Consider the following 14,369-nt stretch of genomic DNA (forward strand, 5'->3'; position numbering starts at 1 on the left):
CGCTCCCGTAGGGGTGAACGGCCGTCCCGTACGGGTGGTCCCGGGCCCGCCCGCTCAGTCCTGCTCGTCGTCCTGCCCGTACCGCGGATCGACGGACTCGGGGGAGAGGCCGAGCAGGTCGGCGACCTGCTCGACGACCACCTCGTGGACCAGCAGGGCGCGCTCCTCGCGGCTCTTGGAGCGGATCTCGACCGGGCGGCGGTAGACGACGACCCGCGCGGGATCGCCCTTCCCCGCCGCGACCGATCCGCCCAGCGGCACCACCGTCTCGCCGGAGACCGGTGGGGGGACCTCCATCACCAGGAACTCCACGTCCGCCAGCTGCGGCCAGCGCCGCTCCAGGCGCTCCACCGAGTCCAGCACCAGATCGCGGAAGGTGTCCGCCCGGCTCGCGGACAACGGGACCTGCGGCGGCGCCACCGGCCCCCGCATGCCCCGGCCGTGCCGGTCACGGCGCCGCACGCGCGGCGCGGGACTGTCCATGCTGCTGGTGGGTTCGGTCACTGACGCAGCGTAACTCTCTCCGGTGTTCCGCGACCTTCCCCGGAGCGGTCCGCCGCTCCGGGACGCCCGCCCCGCGCCCGCCCCGGTTGTCGGGAGACGACCGTTCCGGTCAGCCGAGCGCTCGATTTCCGGGGCTCCCGGGATCGGCCATCTGGCCGTCGTTGACCGAATTACCGCCATCCGATGTCCGGATCGCATCGCGCGGCCACCCCCGTACCCGGCCCCTCCCGCAGGTCAGAACCACTGCCCCCACCCCTGCCGTGGCGGACGTCACACCACGACACGGTGGAGTGACCTGGGGGAGAGTCGTCGCGGCCCGCTCAAGAGTGCGGTACCGTCCAACGTCGTGAGCCCTGTACGTCGCTGTTCGCGCACCGCGTGCGGCCGCCCTGCCGTCGCGACACTGACGTACGTCTATGCCGACTCGACTGCGGTCCTCGGCCCGCTCGCCACCTACGCCGAGCCCCACTGCTACGACCTGTGCGCCGAGCACAGCGAGCGCCTCACCGCCCCGCGCGGCTGGGAGGTCGTGCGGCTCTCCGACGGCTCCGCCCCCGCCCGTCCCAGCGGCGACGACCTCGAAGCCCTCGCCAACGCGGTGCGCGAGGCGGCCCGCCCCCAGGAACGCGCGGCCGAGGCCGGCGGCAAGGGCGGCGGACGCGGTGGCGACCCGATGGAGGTAGGCCGTAGGGGTCACCTCAGGGTCCTGCGCTCCCCCGAAAACTGATCAAGGTCCCTTCCCGGGTAGTTTGGGCGCTCCGGACGCGCGCCGCATTCCGCGCGTACGTGGCTGCCGAGACTTCAGGAGGGATGATCCGTGGCTGCTGACCTGTCGCAGATCGTGAAGGCGTACGACGTCCGCGGGGTGGTGCCGGATCAGTGGGACGAGGCGCTCGCCGAGCTCTTCGGAGCCGCGTTCGTACGGGTGGTGGGCGCCGACGCGATCGTCATCGGCCACGACATGCGCCCCTCCTCGCCGGGCCTGTCCGCCGCGTTCGCCCGCGGCGCGGCCCGCCAGGGGGCGGACGTCACCCTCATCGGCCTGTGCTCCACGGACCAGCTGTACTACGCGTCCGGCGCGCTGAACCTGCCCGGCGCCATGTTCACCGCCTCGCACAACCCGGCCCAGTACAACGGCATCAAGCTCTGCCGCGCGGGCGCCGCCCCGGTCGGCCAGGACACCGGCCTGAGCGAGATCCGCGAGCTCGCGGAGCGCTGGTCGGACGAGGGCGCGCCGGAGCCGGCCGCCACCGAGGGCACCATCACCGAGCGCGAGACGCTCGCCGACTACGCGGCCCACCTCCTCTCCCTCGTCGACCTCTCCGCGATCCGCCCCCTGACGGTCGTGGTGGACGCGGGCAACGGCATGGGCGGCCACACCGTCCCGACCGTCTTCGACGGCCTCCCGCTGGACGTCGTCCCGATGTACTTCGAGCTGGACGGCACCTTCCCGAACCACGAGGCCAACCCGCTCGACCCGAAGAACATCGTCGACCTCCAGGCCCGCGTCCGCGCCGAGGGCGCCGACCTCGGCCTCGCCTTCGACGGCGACGCCGACCGCTGCTTCGTCGTCGACGAGAACGGCGACCCGGTCTCCCCGTCCGCCATCACGGCGCTCGTGGCGGCCCGCGAGCTCGCGAAGACGCCGGGCGGCACGATCATCCACAACCTGATCACCTCCTGGTCGGTCCCCGAGGTCGTCCGCGAGAACGGCGGCACCCCGGTCCGCACCCGGGTGGGCCACTCCTTCATCAAGGAGGAGATGGCGAAGACCGGCGCGATCTTCGGCGGCGAGCACTCGGCGCACTACTACTTCAAGGACTTCTGGAACGCGGACACGGGCATGCTCGCCGCGCTCCACGTCCTCGCGGCCCTCGGCGGCCAGGACGGCCCGCTCTCCGCCCTGGTCGCCGCCTACGACCGCTACGCCTCCTCCGGCGAGATCAACTCCACGGTCGCCGACCAGGCGGACCGCCTGGCCGCGGTGCGCGCCGCGTACACGGACCAGGAGGGCGTCACCCTCGACGACCTGGACGGCCTGACGGTCACCAGCGCCGACTGGTGGTTCAACCTCCGCGCCTCCAACACGGAACCCCTCCTCCGCCTCAACATCGAGGCCCGGGACGAGCAGACGATGCAGAAGCTCCGCGACGAGGTGCTGGCGCTGGTCCGGGCGTAACGCGCGGGGGCGGAGCCGCCACGGGCCTGCTCTGGGGCCTCGGGCCTGCCGCCTGGGCCTTGGGTCTGCTCCTGGGCCCCGGGAGCCCCGGGCGGAACGGGAGCCCCGGGCGGAACGGGGGCGCAACGGACGGCGCCCGCCGCCGGGCCCAGGCTTCCGCGCCCGTCGCCGGTACCCCGCCCCCGACCGCGTCGCACCCGCACGCGGCCGGGGGCGGCTCCCGTTTCGGGTGGCCGCTCCCCAAGCACCACGCGCCGTTCCCCCGGACGTCCCTCCCCGTCCCCCGCCCCGCCACCCCCGCCCCCCAACGTGGCGGCGGCGCCACCCACGCCCCGGCGGTAGGCTGACCTGGCCCGACCGTCCGCACCGAAGGGACCACACATGCCGCTCGAAGCCGGCCTCCTGGAGATCCTGGCCTGCCCGGCCTGCCACGCCCCCCTCGACGACCGGACGGCCCAGGCCGAGGCCGAGAACGAGACCGCGCAGACCCCGGAGCTCGTCTGCACCTCCGCCGACTGCGGTCTCGCCTACCCGGTCCGCGACGGCATCCCGGTCCTGCTGGTCGACGAGGCGCGCCGCCCCGCGTAACCCGCGCCAGCGAGGGAAGACCACGCCGGCCGGACGGCCGGTCCCGCCCCGACGACCGGAGGCCCGCCCCCATGCTCGACGAGACACTCCTCGACGCACCGGAAGCCCTCGCCCTCGCCGACCGCCGCGGCCTGCTCCGCGGCGCCGCGGAGGCCGGAGCCCGGGTACGGACCGCGGCGCGGCACGCCGCCGAGGCCGGCATCGCGGAGCTCCGCCCCGAGGGCCGCCCGCGGGCCGTCCTCGTCGCGGGCCCCGGCACCGCCGCCGCGGGCGTCGCCGACCTGGTCGGCGCCCTGGCCGGCGCCGCGGCCCCGGTCATCCGGCTCGCCCCGACCGGCGTGGCCCCCGCCGCCGGCGCCCTGCGCTGGTCCCTGCCCGGCTGGGCCGGCTCGGTGGACCTGCTGCTGATCCCGACGGCCGACGGCTCCGAGCCGGGCCTCGCGCTCCTCGCCGAGCAGGCGTACCGCCGCGGCATCACCGTCGTCGCCGTCGCCCCGAAGTCCTCCCCGCTCGCCGAGTCCCTCGGCCGCTCCCACGGGCTGCTCGTCCCCATGGCGATGGCGCCGCACGAGACGGTCCCGGAGTACGGCGAGACGCTCGCCGCGAGCCCGGGCGCCCTGTGGGCCCTGTTCACCCCGCTCCTCGCCCTCCTCGACCGCGTCGGCCTCGTCGAGGCCCCGCCGGAGGCCCTGGAGCAGGTGGCCGACCGCCTGGACCGCACGGCGGAACGCTGCGGCCCGGCCATCGCCACGTACGGCAACCCGGCCAAGACCCTGGCCGCCGAGCTCGCCGACTCGCTCCCGCTGATCTGGACGGAGGGCGAGGCCGCGGGCCCGGCCGGCCGCCGCTTCGCCGCCGTGCTCGCCGAACTGGCGGGACTGCCGGCCCTCGCCGCCGAGCTCCCGGAGGCGCTGCCGGCCCACGGCGTCCTGCTGACCGGCGACTACGCGGCGAACGCCGACCCCGACGACTTCTTCCGGGACCGGGTGGAGGAGCAGCAGGCCCTGCGCGCCCGGGTGGTGCTGCTCCGCGACCGCCCGACGGGCCGCGGCGGCATGCCCGCGAGGAACCCGGCCGGTGCGGACGACCCGGACGGCAGCCAGGGCCGCCCCGCCCCCGCGGGCCCCGACAGCCCCACCGCGCCCTCCGGCCCCGAGAGCCCCGTGGACCCGGTGACGGGCGCCCTCAGCGCCGCCCCGGCCGCCCGCGAGCTGGCGCTCAGCCACGGCACGGCCATCAGCGAGCTGGAACCGGACGAGGGCAGCGCGCTGGAGAGCCTCGCCGAGCTCCTCGCGGTGACCGACTTCGCCGCGGTGTACCTGTCGCTGGCCTCGGCGGGCCTGGCTTCCCGCTGAACCACCCCACCGAAGGCCGCGCCCCCACGCAAGCCCCCCGACCCCACACCTCCCGGGACCCCCGCCACCAGGCCCCCACAACCGCCCCCACACCCCCAGGCCCCCACGTCCATCCGCACCCACCGCACTGAAAAGAGCTGGAAGCCCCATGGACCGCCTCGCCAACACCGTCCGCCCCTACGCCTGGGGGTCCACGACGGCCATCCCGGAGCTGCTCGGGGTCGCACCCACCGGCGAGCCCCAGGCCGAGTTGTGGATGGGCGCCCACCCCGGCGCCCCGTCGCGCACCGGCCGCGGTCCCCTGAACGAGGTCATCGACGCCGATCCCGTACGCGAACTCGGCCCCGCGGCCGTCGAGAAGTTCGGTCCGCGGCTGCCGTTCCTGTTCAAGATCCTCGCCGCCGGCGCCCCGCTCTCCCTCCAGGTCCACCCCGACCTCGCCCAGGCGCGGGAGGGCTTCGCCGCCGAGGAGGCCGCGGGCATCCGCCTCGACGCTCCCGAGCGCAACTACAAAGACGCCAACCACAAGCCCGAACTCATCTGCGCGCTCACCCCGTTCCACGGGCTGTGCGGCTTCCGCGACCCCGTCGAGGCCGCCGACACCATCGCCGCGCTCGGCGTGGACTCCCTCAAGCCGTACGTCGACCTCCTCCACGCCCACCCGGTGGAGGCCGCCCTGCGCGAGGTCCTCACGGCGCTGCTCACCGCCGACCGCGCCGAGATGGCGCACACCGTCGCCGAGGCGGCGGCCGCCGCGGCCCGCCTCGGCGGTGCCCACGCCCCGTACGCCCAGATCGCCCACCACTACCCGAACGACCCCGGCGTCATCGCGGCGATGCTGCTCAACCCGGTGACCCTGCAGCCCGGCGAGGCCCTCTTCCTCGGCGCCGGAGTGCCGCACGCCTACCTCGACGGCCTCGGTGTCGAGATCATGGCCAACTCCGACAACGTGCTGCGCTGCGGCCTCACCCCCAAGCACGTCGACGTCACCGAACTCCTGCGCGTGGTCCGCTTCGAGCCGATGGACCCGGGCATCCTGCGCCCGGAGGCCTCGCCGTCGGGCGAGGAGGTCTACGACACCCCGATCGACGAGTTCCGCCTCTCCCGCTTCGTCCGGGCCGAGGGCGCCGCCCCCACCGACCTCACCGTCGACACGCCGCAGATCCTCCTCGCGGCGGCCGGCCGTCCCTCCGTCGGCGGAACGCCCCTGGCACAGGGCGAATCCGTCTTCGTACCGGCAGGCGAAACGACCGAACTGTCCGGTACGGGAACGCTCTTCCGCGCCACCGTCGTGGCCTGATGCGACAATGACCGGCCGAAGGACGGCAGTAGGGCACCAGCGCCGCAGGCCGTAGCACCGACGAAGGGAACACGTAGACCCATGAGCGCGTCAGGCGGAACCAAGGCGATCGTGGCGGCCCTCGCCGCCAACCTCGCGATCGCCGCAGCCAAGTTCGTGGCGTTCCTCTTCAGCGGCTCGTCCTCGATGCTCGCCGAAGCCGTCCACTCCCTCGCCGACTCCGGCAACCAGGGCCTGCTGCTGCTGGGCGGCAAGCGCGCCCAGCGCCAGGCCACCCCGCAGCACCCCTTCGGCTACGGCCGCGAGCGGTACATCTACGCCTTCCTCGTCTCCATCGTGCTCTTCTCCGTCGGCGGCATGTTCGCCATCTACGAGGGCTACGAGAAGATCAAGCACCCGCACCCGATCGAGGCCTGGTACTGGCCGGTCGGCGTCCTCGTCTTCGCGATCATCGCGGAGTCCTTCTCCTTCCGCACCGCGATCAAGGAGTCGAACCAGATCCGGGGCAACCTGTCCTGGAAGGAGTTCGTGCGCCGTGCGAAGGCCCCCGAGCTGCCGGTCGTCCTCCTGGAGGACCTCGGCGCACTCGTCGGTCTGGTCCTCGCCCTCGGCGGCGTCGGCCTGGCCCTGCTGACCGGCAACGGCGTCTGGGACGGCATCGGCACCGTCTGCATCGGTGTGCTGCTCGTCGGCATCGCGATCGTGCTCGCCGCCGAGACCAAGTCGCTGCTCCTGGGCGAGGCCGCCGGCATCGACGAGGTGAAGAAGATCGAGACGGCCATCGTCGACGGCCGCACCGTCACCCGCCTGATCCACATGCGCACGCTCCACCTCGGCCCGGAGGAGCTGCTCGTCGCGGCCAAGATCGGCGTCCCGCGGAGCGACTCCGCCGCCGAGGTCGCCCAGGCGATCGACGCGGCCGAGGAGCGCATCCGCACCGCCGTCCCGATCGCCCGGGTCATCTACCTGGAGCCGGACATCTACAGCGAGAAGGCGGCCACGGCGAAGGACGCCTGACCCACACCGCGAAGCGACGAGGCCCCGGACCTGCCCTGCAGGTCCGGGGCCTCCTCGCGTGGCGCGCCGCGCCGATCGGTACGGGTTTGGGGACGGGTACGGGTTCGGGTTCGGGTTCGGGTTCGGGTTCGGGTACGGCGCCCTACCGGATCTCGCCGAGCAACCGCAGGATCCCGTCCTCGTCGGACGCCCCCAGCAGCCGCTCACGGAAGTCCGCGTCCATCAGCTTCCGGGAGAGCAGCGCCAGGATCCGCAGGTGCTCGTCCCCGGCGGCCGCCTCCGGCACCGCGATCATGAAGATCAGCCGCGCCTTCGTCCCGTCGAGCGAGCCCCACTCCACGCCCTCGGGCGACCGGGCGAAGCCGACGACCGGTGCGGTGACCGCGTCCGTCTTGGCGTGCGGGATGGCAATCTGCTCGCCGAGCCCGGTCGTGCCCTGGCCCTCCCGTGCGAAGGCGGCCCGTACGAGCGCCTCCGGATCGGCGACCTTGCCGGTGCCCGCGAGCAGTCCGGCCATCTCGCGGATGGCCGCGTCCTTGTCCCCGGCGTCGAGACGCACCTTCACGGTCCGCGCGGTCAGATACCCCGACAGGACCTCACCGGCACCGCTGCCGCTGCCGCCCCCGGTCCGTACGGGAACGCCCGCGGCACCCGCCGCCCCGGCCCCGACGAGCGCGGGCTCCGCCACGGGCGCGGCCACGTTACCGGCACCGGGAGCGTCCGCGGCAACAGCAGGCACGGCGGCCACGGCAGGCACGGTGGCTACGGCGGGCCTGGCCGCCACGGCAGGCACGGCGGCCACCGCGGGGGTGGGCGCGGCGGCCGGCGCCGAGGCGGGAACGAGCGCGCCCCCGCCCCCGCGGTTCCGCCGCTCCCGGATGTCGATGAGCGCGTTGGTGGTGAGCGCGGTGACGACCGTGCCGGCGGCGACCGCGAGGAAGAACATCGGCACCCCGCCGACCGCTCCGAGCGCGGCGACGATCGGCCCGCCGTGCGGCACGGCGTCCGTCACCCCGGCGAGCCCCGCGAGCGCTCCGGCGACCGCGCCGCCCAGCATGTTCGCGGGGATCACCTGCGCGGGCCGGGCGGCGGCGAACGGTATCGCGCCCTCCGAGATGCCGAACATCCCCATGAAGAGCGAGGCCATGCCGGTCTCCCGCTCCTGCTCGGTGTAGAGCTTGCGGCGCAGGAGCGTCGCCAGGCCCTGGCCGAGCGGCATCACGGGGATGGCAGCGGCACACATGCCCATGACGGTCTGGTTGCCGGTCGCGATGAGTCCGGCGCCGAAGAGGAACGCCGTCTTGTTGACGGGCCCGCCCATGTCGAACGCGATCATCAGGCCGAGGATCGCCCCCAGCAGGATCGCGCTGGTCCCGGTCATCCCGCCGAGCCAGCTCGTCAGATGCTCGAAGACCCACGAGATGGGTTGCCCGATCACGTAGACGAAGAAGAGCCCGAGCGCGGTCGTGGCGACGATCGGGATCACGATGATCGGCATGATCGGCTGGACGAACCTCGGCACCCGGACCTTCTTGATCCACAGCACCAGATAGCCGGCGAGGAAGCCGGTCACGATCGCTCCGATGAAGCCCGCGCCCGCCTCGGAGTGGTAGAGCGAGCCGTCGTTGGCGATCCAGCCGCCGATCATGCCGGGCACGAGCGCGGGCCGGTCGCCGATGGCGTAGGCGATGTACCCGGACAGCACCGGCACCATCAGCTTGAAGCCGATGACCCCGATGTTGTTGACGTCCATCCAGAAGGAGTCCTTCGGGATGACGAGCCCCTCGGGCGTCGCATGGCCACCGAGGGCCAGCGAGATCGCGATCAGCAGCCCGCCCACGACGACGAACGGGATCATGTACGAGACGCCGTTCATCAGCGCCTTGTACGCGAGGCTCCGCTCCTTGCCGCCGCTCGCCGCCCCGTCCGCGTGCTCACCCCCGCCGGCCGCACCGGCGCCGCCCCCGTGTCCGTCCCCGTCGCCGCCCTGGACGGGCGCCGTACGGACCCGCTCGATGAGGCGCTCAGGATGCCGGATCCCCTCGGCGACCCCGACCGCGAGGACCCGCTTGCCGGCGAAGCGGCTGCGGTCCACGTCCTTGTCGGCGGCGATGATGATCCCGTCCGCCTCCCTGACATCGTTGTCAGACAGAACGTTCTCGGCCCCGATCGACCCCTGGGTCTCCACCTTCATCCCCACACCGAGCGCCTCCGCGGCCTGCGCCAGCTTCTCGGCCGCCATATAGGTGTGGGCGATACCCGTCGGACACGCGGTCACCGCGAGCAGCTTCGGCTTGCGCTGCTCACCCGCAGGACTGGTCACGAGCTCTTCCTCACGCGCTTCTCCTCACGCTTGCTCCGGACCCTCGTCGCTCCGGATTCCCGAGCATCGTCCCCCGCCCGACAACGCGGTCAAAAGTCCGTAAGGCCCTGAATCCGTAGGCCACTGGACCCTTTGTCGAGCCCTTGTCGAGCCTGGATCCGGCCGAATCCCGGTCCGGGGTGGACTGTGGGTCACTGCGCCGATCGGTGTAGATTCGTGACCAGCCAGACGTCGCTGCTGATGGCGGTCGGGCGGTCCACGCATGGACCGGCCGAGGGAGAGAGGGCCTCCGACGACTGCACCGCGGGAGCACCCGGGCATTCCTATGCCCGCGTCGCACCACCGCCGCGGTGCCAGGTGCCCACTCGACCCCTCGAACCCGATCCACGAGGAGCAGCTCCAGTCATGACGACTGTCGCCAAGCAGGACTTCAAGGTCGCCGACCTCTCCCTGGCCGCCTTCGGCCGCAAGGAGATCACCCTCGCCGAGCACGAGATGCCCGGCCTGATGTCGATCCGCCGCGAGTACGCCGAGCAGCAGCCGCTGGCCGGCGCCCGCATCACCGGCTCCCTGCACATGACCGTGCAGACCGCCGTCCTCATCGAGACCCTCGTCGCCCTCGGCGCCGAGGTCCGCTGGGCCTCCTGCAACATCTTCTCCACCCAGGACCACGCCGCCGCGGCCATCGCCGTCGGCCCGAACGGCACCCCGGAGAACCCCCAGGGCGTCCCGGTCTTCGCCTGGAAGGGCGAGACCCTGGAGGAGTACTGGTGGTGCACCGAGCAGGCCCTCACCTGGCCGAACACGCCCACCGGCGGCCCGAACATGATCCTGGACGACGGCGGTGACGCCACCCTCCTCGTCCACAAGGGCGTCGAGTTCGAGAAGGCCGGCTCCGCCCCGGACCCCTCCACCGCGGACAGCGAGGAGTACGGGCACATCCTGACCCTCCTCAACCGCACCCTCGGCGAGAACCCGCAGAAGTGGACCCAGCTCGCCTCCGAGATCCGCGGCGTGACGGAGGAGACCACCACCGGTGTCCACCGCCTCTACGAGATGCAGCAGGCCGGCTCCCTGCTCTTCCCGGCGATCAACGTGAACGACGCCGTGACCAAGTCGAAGTTCGACAACAAGTACGGCTGCCGCCACTCCCTGATCGACGGCATCAACCGGGCCACCGACGTCCTCATCGGCGGCAAGACCGCCGTGGTCTTCGGCTACGGCGACGTCGGCAAGGGCTGCGCCGAGTCCCTGCGCGGCCAGGGTGCCCGCGTCATCGTCACCGAGATCGACCCGATCTGCGCCCTCCAGGCCGCGATGGACGGCTACCAGGTCGCGACCCTGGACGACGTCGTCGAGACCGCCGACATCTTCATCACCACGACCGGCAACAAGGACATCATCATGGCCTCGGACATGGCCAAGATGAAGCACCAGGCGATCGTCGGCAACATCGGCCACTTCGACAACGAGATCGACATGGCCGGCCTGGCCAAGGTCCCCGGCATCGTGAAGGACGAGGTCAAGCCGCAGGTCCACACCTGGACCTTCCCCGACGGCAAGGTCCTGATCGTGCTGTCCGAGGGCCGTCTGCTCAACCTGGGCAACGCGACGGGCCACCCGTCCTTCGTGATGTCGAACTCCTTCGCGGACCAGACCCTGGCCCAGATCGAGCTCTTCACCAAGCCGGAGGAGTACCCGACCGACGTCTACGTGCTCCCCAAGCACCTGGACGAGAAGGTCGCCCGCCTCCACCTGGACGCCCTGGGCGTCAAGCTCACGACCCTCCGCCCCGAGCAGGCCGCCTACATCGGCGTCCAGGTCGAGGGCCCGTACAAGCCGGACCACTACCGCTACTGATGTACCGGCGCCCGGCGTCCGCGCACTGACGCCCGGGCGCCCGGCACACCCGTAGAACAGCAGGCAGGCCCCCGCACCCCCGTGTCGGGGGCCTGCCTCGTCTCACCCGGCCCACAGCTCCAGGAAGCACCCCGAGGACCCATGCCCCGCGGCCGTTATTCGCTCCATGACCCGCACGATCACACCCCCCTCGGCGAAGAGCACTTCAACTGCGCGCCCGGTCCCTCCGGCTGGCGCTACGTCTCACGGACCACCACCCCCTCCGGCGACCCCGCCGGCTCCGTCGACCTGGCCATCGACGAACTGGGCCGCCCCATCCGGCTCGAACTCCACTCGGCGGACTGGCAGGTCCGCGCCGCCGCCGTCGACGGCGTCACCTGGGTCCGTACCGACCCCACCGGGACCCACGCCACCGAAGGCAATGTGCGCGCCCACGCCTTCACCGGCACGTCCCCGGCGTTCCTCGTCGCGATCTCCCGACTCCTGCGCCTCACCCCCGATTCCCCGGAGACCCGCGTCCGGCTCGTCGCCTTCACGGATCCCGTGCTCGCCCCCCTGACGGTCGACCAGTCCTGGGCCCTGGTGAAGAGTGAAGCGCACACCACTGACAACGGCCCCCTGACGGTGGACGAGTACCAGGTCAGCGCCCTCGACACGGGGGAGCGGCACACCGTCCACCTCGCCGGCGACGTGGTCCTCTCGGCCCCCGGCATCGAACTCGAGGACCTGGACACCCCGCCGTCGGTCTTCTGAGGCCCCGAATCAGGCGGGAGGCGCGAACCCGGTGGCGGGTGGCGCGGCGGGCCGGTCCGGAGGGGTCGAAGCCGAGGCGGGCGCAGAGCCGGACGCCGCCCCGGACGCAGACGTGGGCGCGGACGCAGCCGCCGAAGCCGCACCCGAGCCCGGAATCGAACCCGGAACCGAGCCCGAACCCGAAGCCGCACCCGAAGCCGAAGCCGAAGGGACCGGGAACGCCCCCGCCCCAGCCACGGCTCCAGCCACGGCCCCCGTCCCCGCCCCGGGCACTGCCGCCGCCGTCACGAAAGCCCGCCGGGCGTCCCGCGCCTGCCGTTCGGCGACGACGCCCGCGAGATACGCGGCCGCGGGCACCCCCGGCGGTGGAGGCGTCCCCGTCCGTGCGACGAGCTCGTCCGCGAGCCGCTCGGCCAGCCGCTGCCCGATCGCGGGGTCCAGCTGCCCCATCCGCGTCAGGTACTGCCGTATCTCCAGCCACAGCCCGTCCGGCACGGCGGACAGGTCGAGTTCCGTGAAGCGCCCGACGAGCCACGGCGGGGGAGGCGGCACCGCCGCGTTCGGCGCGGAGGCGACCCGCTCCCGCACGACGAGCGTCCCCGCGAAGACGTCCCCGATCCGGCGCCCCCGCTCCGACACCAGCGAGGCGATGCAGGCGACGACCCCGAAGGTCATGAGGATCTCGACGACCCCCATCGCCCCGCGCATCAACGCGTGCCGGAACCGGATCGGCCCGCCGTCGTCCCGCACCACCCGCAGCCCGCAGGCCAGCTTTCCCAGCGACCGCCCGTGCGACAGCGTCTCCACGGCTATCGGCGCACCGACGAGTATCAGCAGGAAGGAGACGATGGACAGCGCCATCGCCGCGGCCTCGTCCAGCGAAGCCGTCGCCAGCGCGAGACCGAGGCTGATCAGCAGATACGCGGCCCACACCACGACGAGGTCGATGAGCAGGGCCAACGCCCGGCTCGGCAGCCGCGCCGGCTGCAACCCCAGTACGACGGCATCCCCCGTCACGACCCCGCTCACGCCGCCCGCCCTTCGTCGACCTGCCGAACCCCGTCCGAACGCCAGTCTGCCAAGCTGACCAGCAGCGCGCCGCAGTAGTACGGACCCGTACGCACCCAGTGCCTGGAGCAGCAGCCGAACATGGACCTCGACGTCTTCGTCACCGCACACCGAGCCGAGTGGGACCGCCTCGACCACCTCCTGCGCAGGGGCCGCCGGCTCACGGGCGCCGAGGCCGACGAGCTCGTCGCCCTCTACCAGCGCACGGCCACCCACCTCTCCCTCATCCAGTCCAGCGCCCCGGACCCGATGCTGACGGGCCGCCTCACCCAGCTCGTGGCCCGCGCCCGCGCCACCGTCACCGGCACCCGCCGCTCCTCCTGGCGCGACGCGGTCACCTTCCTGACGGCCGGCTTCCCGGCCGCGGTCTACCGCTCGCGCCACTGGTGGGTGCCGACCGCACTCGTCTCGACCCTGATCGCGGCGCTCATCGGCTGGTGGATCGGTACGCACCCCGAGGTGCAGGCCGCGATCGGCGCCCCGGCCGAACTGCGGGAGATGACCCGCCCCGGAGGCCAGTACGAGACCTACTACTCCAGCCACCCGGCGGCGTCCTTCGCCGCCCAGGTCTGGACGAACAACGCGCAGGCCGCCGCGACCTGCCTGGTCCTCGGCGCGTTCCTCGGGATCCCCGTCCTGTGGATCCTGTTCATGAACATGCTGAACCTCGGGGTCGGCATAGGCCTGATGGCCGGAGCGGGCCGCCTCGACGTCTTCCTCGGCCTGGTCCTGCCGCACGGCCTCCTCGAACTGACCGCGGTCTTCGTCGCCGCGGGGACGGGCCTCCGCCTCGGCTGGACCCTGATCGACCCCGGCCCGACCACGCGCCGCGCCGCCCTCGCCCAACAGGGCCGCGCGGCCGTCGGCATGGCCATCGGCCTGGCCCTGGTCCTCTTCGTCTCGGGTCTCATCGAGGGCTTCGTGACCCCGTCGGGTCTGCCGACCTGGGCCCGAATCGCCATCGGCATCGTCGCTGAGCTGGCATTTCTCGCGTACGTCTACATCCTCGGCGGCCGCGCCGCCCGAGCCGGCGAGACGGGCGACGTCGAGAAGGCCGACCGCAGTGCCGAACTGCCGACGGCGGCCTGACCCACCCAGCCCCGCCGATGTGCGGATCAACCCGCTGACCTGCTACTGTCCTCCTCGCCCACAAAAACCGTTGACACGGATGGCGTGGGGAGGTAGATTCAAACGGTTGCCTGGAGTTGGACAAGCTCAGGGCCGACAAGTTAGACTCTCTCTCGCTCCGGTCGGAATCTCCGACGATGGAGCCACCCCGATTCCTTATCTGGATCACGAAGTCGCCGTTTAGGTCGACGGAAATGAATCTGATAAAGTCGGAGCCGCTGAAAGGCCCCCAAGCAAAAGCGAAAGGGACCGGAAAGCACCGAGGAAATCGGATCGGAAAGATCTGATAGAGTC

At 72.6% G+C, this 14,369-nt stretch carries 12 protein-coding genes; 9 read left to right on the forward strand and 3 right to left on the reverse strand.

Features of this window, described 5'->3' with window-relative positions:
* Positions 1-54 precede the first annotated feature (54 nt).
* Positions 55-483, reverse strand: a complete 429-nt coding sequence (locus ACH414_RS33430; protein WP_382549104.1) for a metallopeptidase family protein — start codon at positions 481-483, stop codon at positions 55-57.
* Between the two features lie 316 nt (positions 484-799).
* Here ACH414_RS33430 and ACH414_RS33435 point away from each other — a divergent pair, with 316 nt between their 5' ends.
* The 6 genes from ACH414_RS33435 (at position 800) to ACH414_RS33460 (ending at position 6,943) form a co-directional block, all read left to right on the forward strand.
* Complete coding sequence (locus tag ACH414_RS33435) at positions 800-1,231, forward strand: DUF3499 domain-containing protein (RefSeq protein WP_132919336.1); 432 nt, start codon at positions 800-802, stop codon at positions 1,229-1,231.
* Between the two features lie 90 nt (positions 1,232-1,321).
* Positions 1,322-2,683, forward strand: a complete 1,362-nt coding sequence (locus tag ACH414_RS33440) for a phosphomannomutase/phosphoglucomutase (RefSeq protein ID WP_398944790.1) — start codon at positions 1,322-1,324, stop codon at positions 2,681-2,683.
* Positions 2,684-3,064: 381 nt separating this feature from the next.
* Positions 3,065-3,271 carry a Trm112 family protein gene (locus tag ACH414_RS33445; protein WP_386570555.1) on the forward strand — a complete coding sequence of 69 codons (207 nt, stop codon included), beginning with the start codon at positions 3,065-3,067 and terminating at the stop codon, positions 3,269-3,271.
* A gap of 71 nt (positions 3,272-3,342) precedes the next feature.
* Positions 3,343-4,626, forward strand: a complete 1,284-nt coding sequence (locus tag ACH414_RS33450) for an SIS domain-containing protein (RefSeq protein ID WP_382549064.1) — start codon at positions 3,343-3,345, stop codon at positions 4,624-4,626.
* A 148-nt stretch (positions 4,627-4,774) separates the two neighbouring features.
* A complete protein-coding gene (gene manA / locus ACH414_RS33455; protein ID WP_391770448.1) occupies positions 4,775-5,926 on the forward strand; it encodes a mannose-6-phosphate isomerase, class I in 1,152 nt (383 codons plus the stop codon).
* An 81-nt stretch (positions 5,927-6,007) separates the two neighbouring features.
* Positions 6,008-6,943: a cation diffusion facilitator family transporter gene (locus ACH414_RS33460; protein ID WP_382549060.1), complete on the forward strand. Its 936-nt coding sequence runs from the start codon at positions 6,008-6,010 to the stop codon at positions 6,941-6,943.
* Between the two features lie 142 nt (positions 6,944-7,085).
* Here the strand turns inward: ACH414_RS33460 and ACH414_RS33465 are convergent, their stop codons facing one another.
* Positions 7,086-9,266 carry a fructose-specific PTS transporter subunit EIIC gene (locus ACH414_RS33465; protein WP_398944792.1) on the reverse strand — a complete coding sequence of 727 codons (2,181 nt, stop codon included), beginning with the start codon at positions 9,264-9,266 and terminating at the stop codon, positions 7,086-7,088.
* Positions 9,267-9,671: 405 nt separating this feature from the next.
* Between ACH414_RS33465 and ahcY the strand changes: the two genes are divergently transcribed.
* Together ahcY and ACH414_RS33475 are read left to right on the forward strand one after the other, a co-directional pair.
* Entirely contained in the window at positions 9,672-11,126 is a 1,455-nt protein-coding gene (ahcY, locus tag ACH414_RS33470; RefSeq protein WP_382549058.1) for an adenosylhomocysteinase, read from the forward strand.
* Between the two features lie 141 nt (positions 11,127-11,267).
* The gene (locus tag ACH414_RS33475) at positions 11,268-11,879 is read left to right on the forward strand and encodes a hypothetical protein (protein WP_398944794.1); all 612 of its coding nucleotides are present in this window, start codon (positions 11,268-11,270) and stop codon (positions 11,877-11,879) included.
* Between the two features lie 9 nt (positions 11,880-11,888).
* Here the strand turns inward: ACH414_RS33475 and ACH414_RS33480 are convergent, their stop codons facing one another.
* Positions 11,889-12,908 carry an RDD family protein gene (locus ACH414_RS33480; RefSeq protein WP_398944795.1) on the reverse strand — a complete coding sequence of 340 codons (1,020 nt, stop codon included), beginning with the start codon at positions 12,906-12,908 and terminating at the stop codon, positions 11,889-11,891.
* A gap of 120 nt (positions 12,909-13,028) precedes the next feature.
* Here ACH414_RS33480 and ACH414_RS33485 point away from each other — a divergent pair, with 120 nt between their 5' ends.
* Positions 13,029-14,036: a stage II sporulation protein M gene (locus ACH414_RS33485; protein ID WP_382549054.1), complete on the forward strand. Its 1,008-nt coding sequence runs from the start codon at positions 13,029-13,031 to the stop codon at positions 14,034-14,036.
* Positions 14,037-14,369 lie beyond the last annotated feature (333 nt).

The sequence above is a fragment of the Streptomyces sp. NPDC020422 genome, from assembly GCF_044386705.1.
Taxonomy (GTDB): domain Bacteria; phylum Actinomycetota; class Actinomycetes; order Streptomycetales; family Streptomycetaceae; genus Streptomyces.

What these genes read in the sequence shown, in the direction of transcription:
- ACH414_RS33430 (WP_382549104.1), bottom strand. Translation starts at nt 483, where the DNA reads ATGGACAGTCCCGCGCCGCGCGTGCGGCGCCGTGACCGGCACGGCCGG.
- ACH414_RS33445 (WP_386570555.1), top strand. Translation starts at nt 3,065, where the DNA reads ATGCCGCTCGAAGCCGGCCTCCTGGAGATCCTGGCCTGCCCGGCCTGC.
- ACH414_RS33450 (WP_382549064.1), top strand. Translation starts at nt 3,343, where the DNA reads ATGCTCGACGAGACACTCCTCGACGCACCGGAAGCCCTCGCCCTCGCC.
- manA (WP_391770448.1), top strand. Translation starts at nt 4,775, where the DNA reads ATGGACCGCCTCGCCAACACCGTCCGCCCCTACGCCTGGGGGTCCACG.
- ACH414_RS33460 (WP_382549060.1), top strand. Translation starts at nt 6,008, where the DNA reads ATGAGCGCGTCAGGCGGAACCAAGGCGATCGTGGCGGCCCTCGCCGCC.
- ahcY (WP_382549058.1), top strand. Translation starts at nt 9,672, where the DNA reads ATGACGACTGTCGCCAAGCAGGACTTCAAGGTCGCCGACCTCTCCCTG.
- ACH414_RS33475 (WP_398944794.1), top strand. Translation starts at nt 11,268, where the DNA reads ATGCCCCGCGGCCGTTATTCGCTCCATGACCCGCACGATCACACCCCC.
- ACH414_RS33485 (WP_382549054.1), top strand. Translation starts at nt 13,029, where the DNA reads ATGGACCTCGACGTCTTCGTCACCGCACACCGAGCCGAGTGGGACCGC.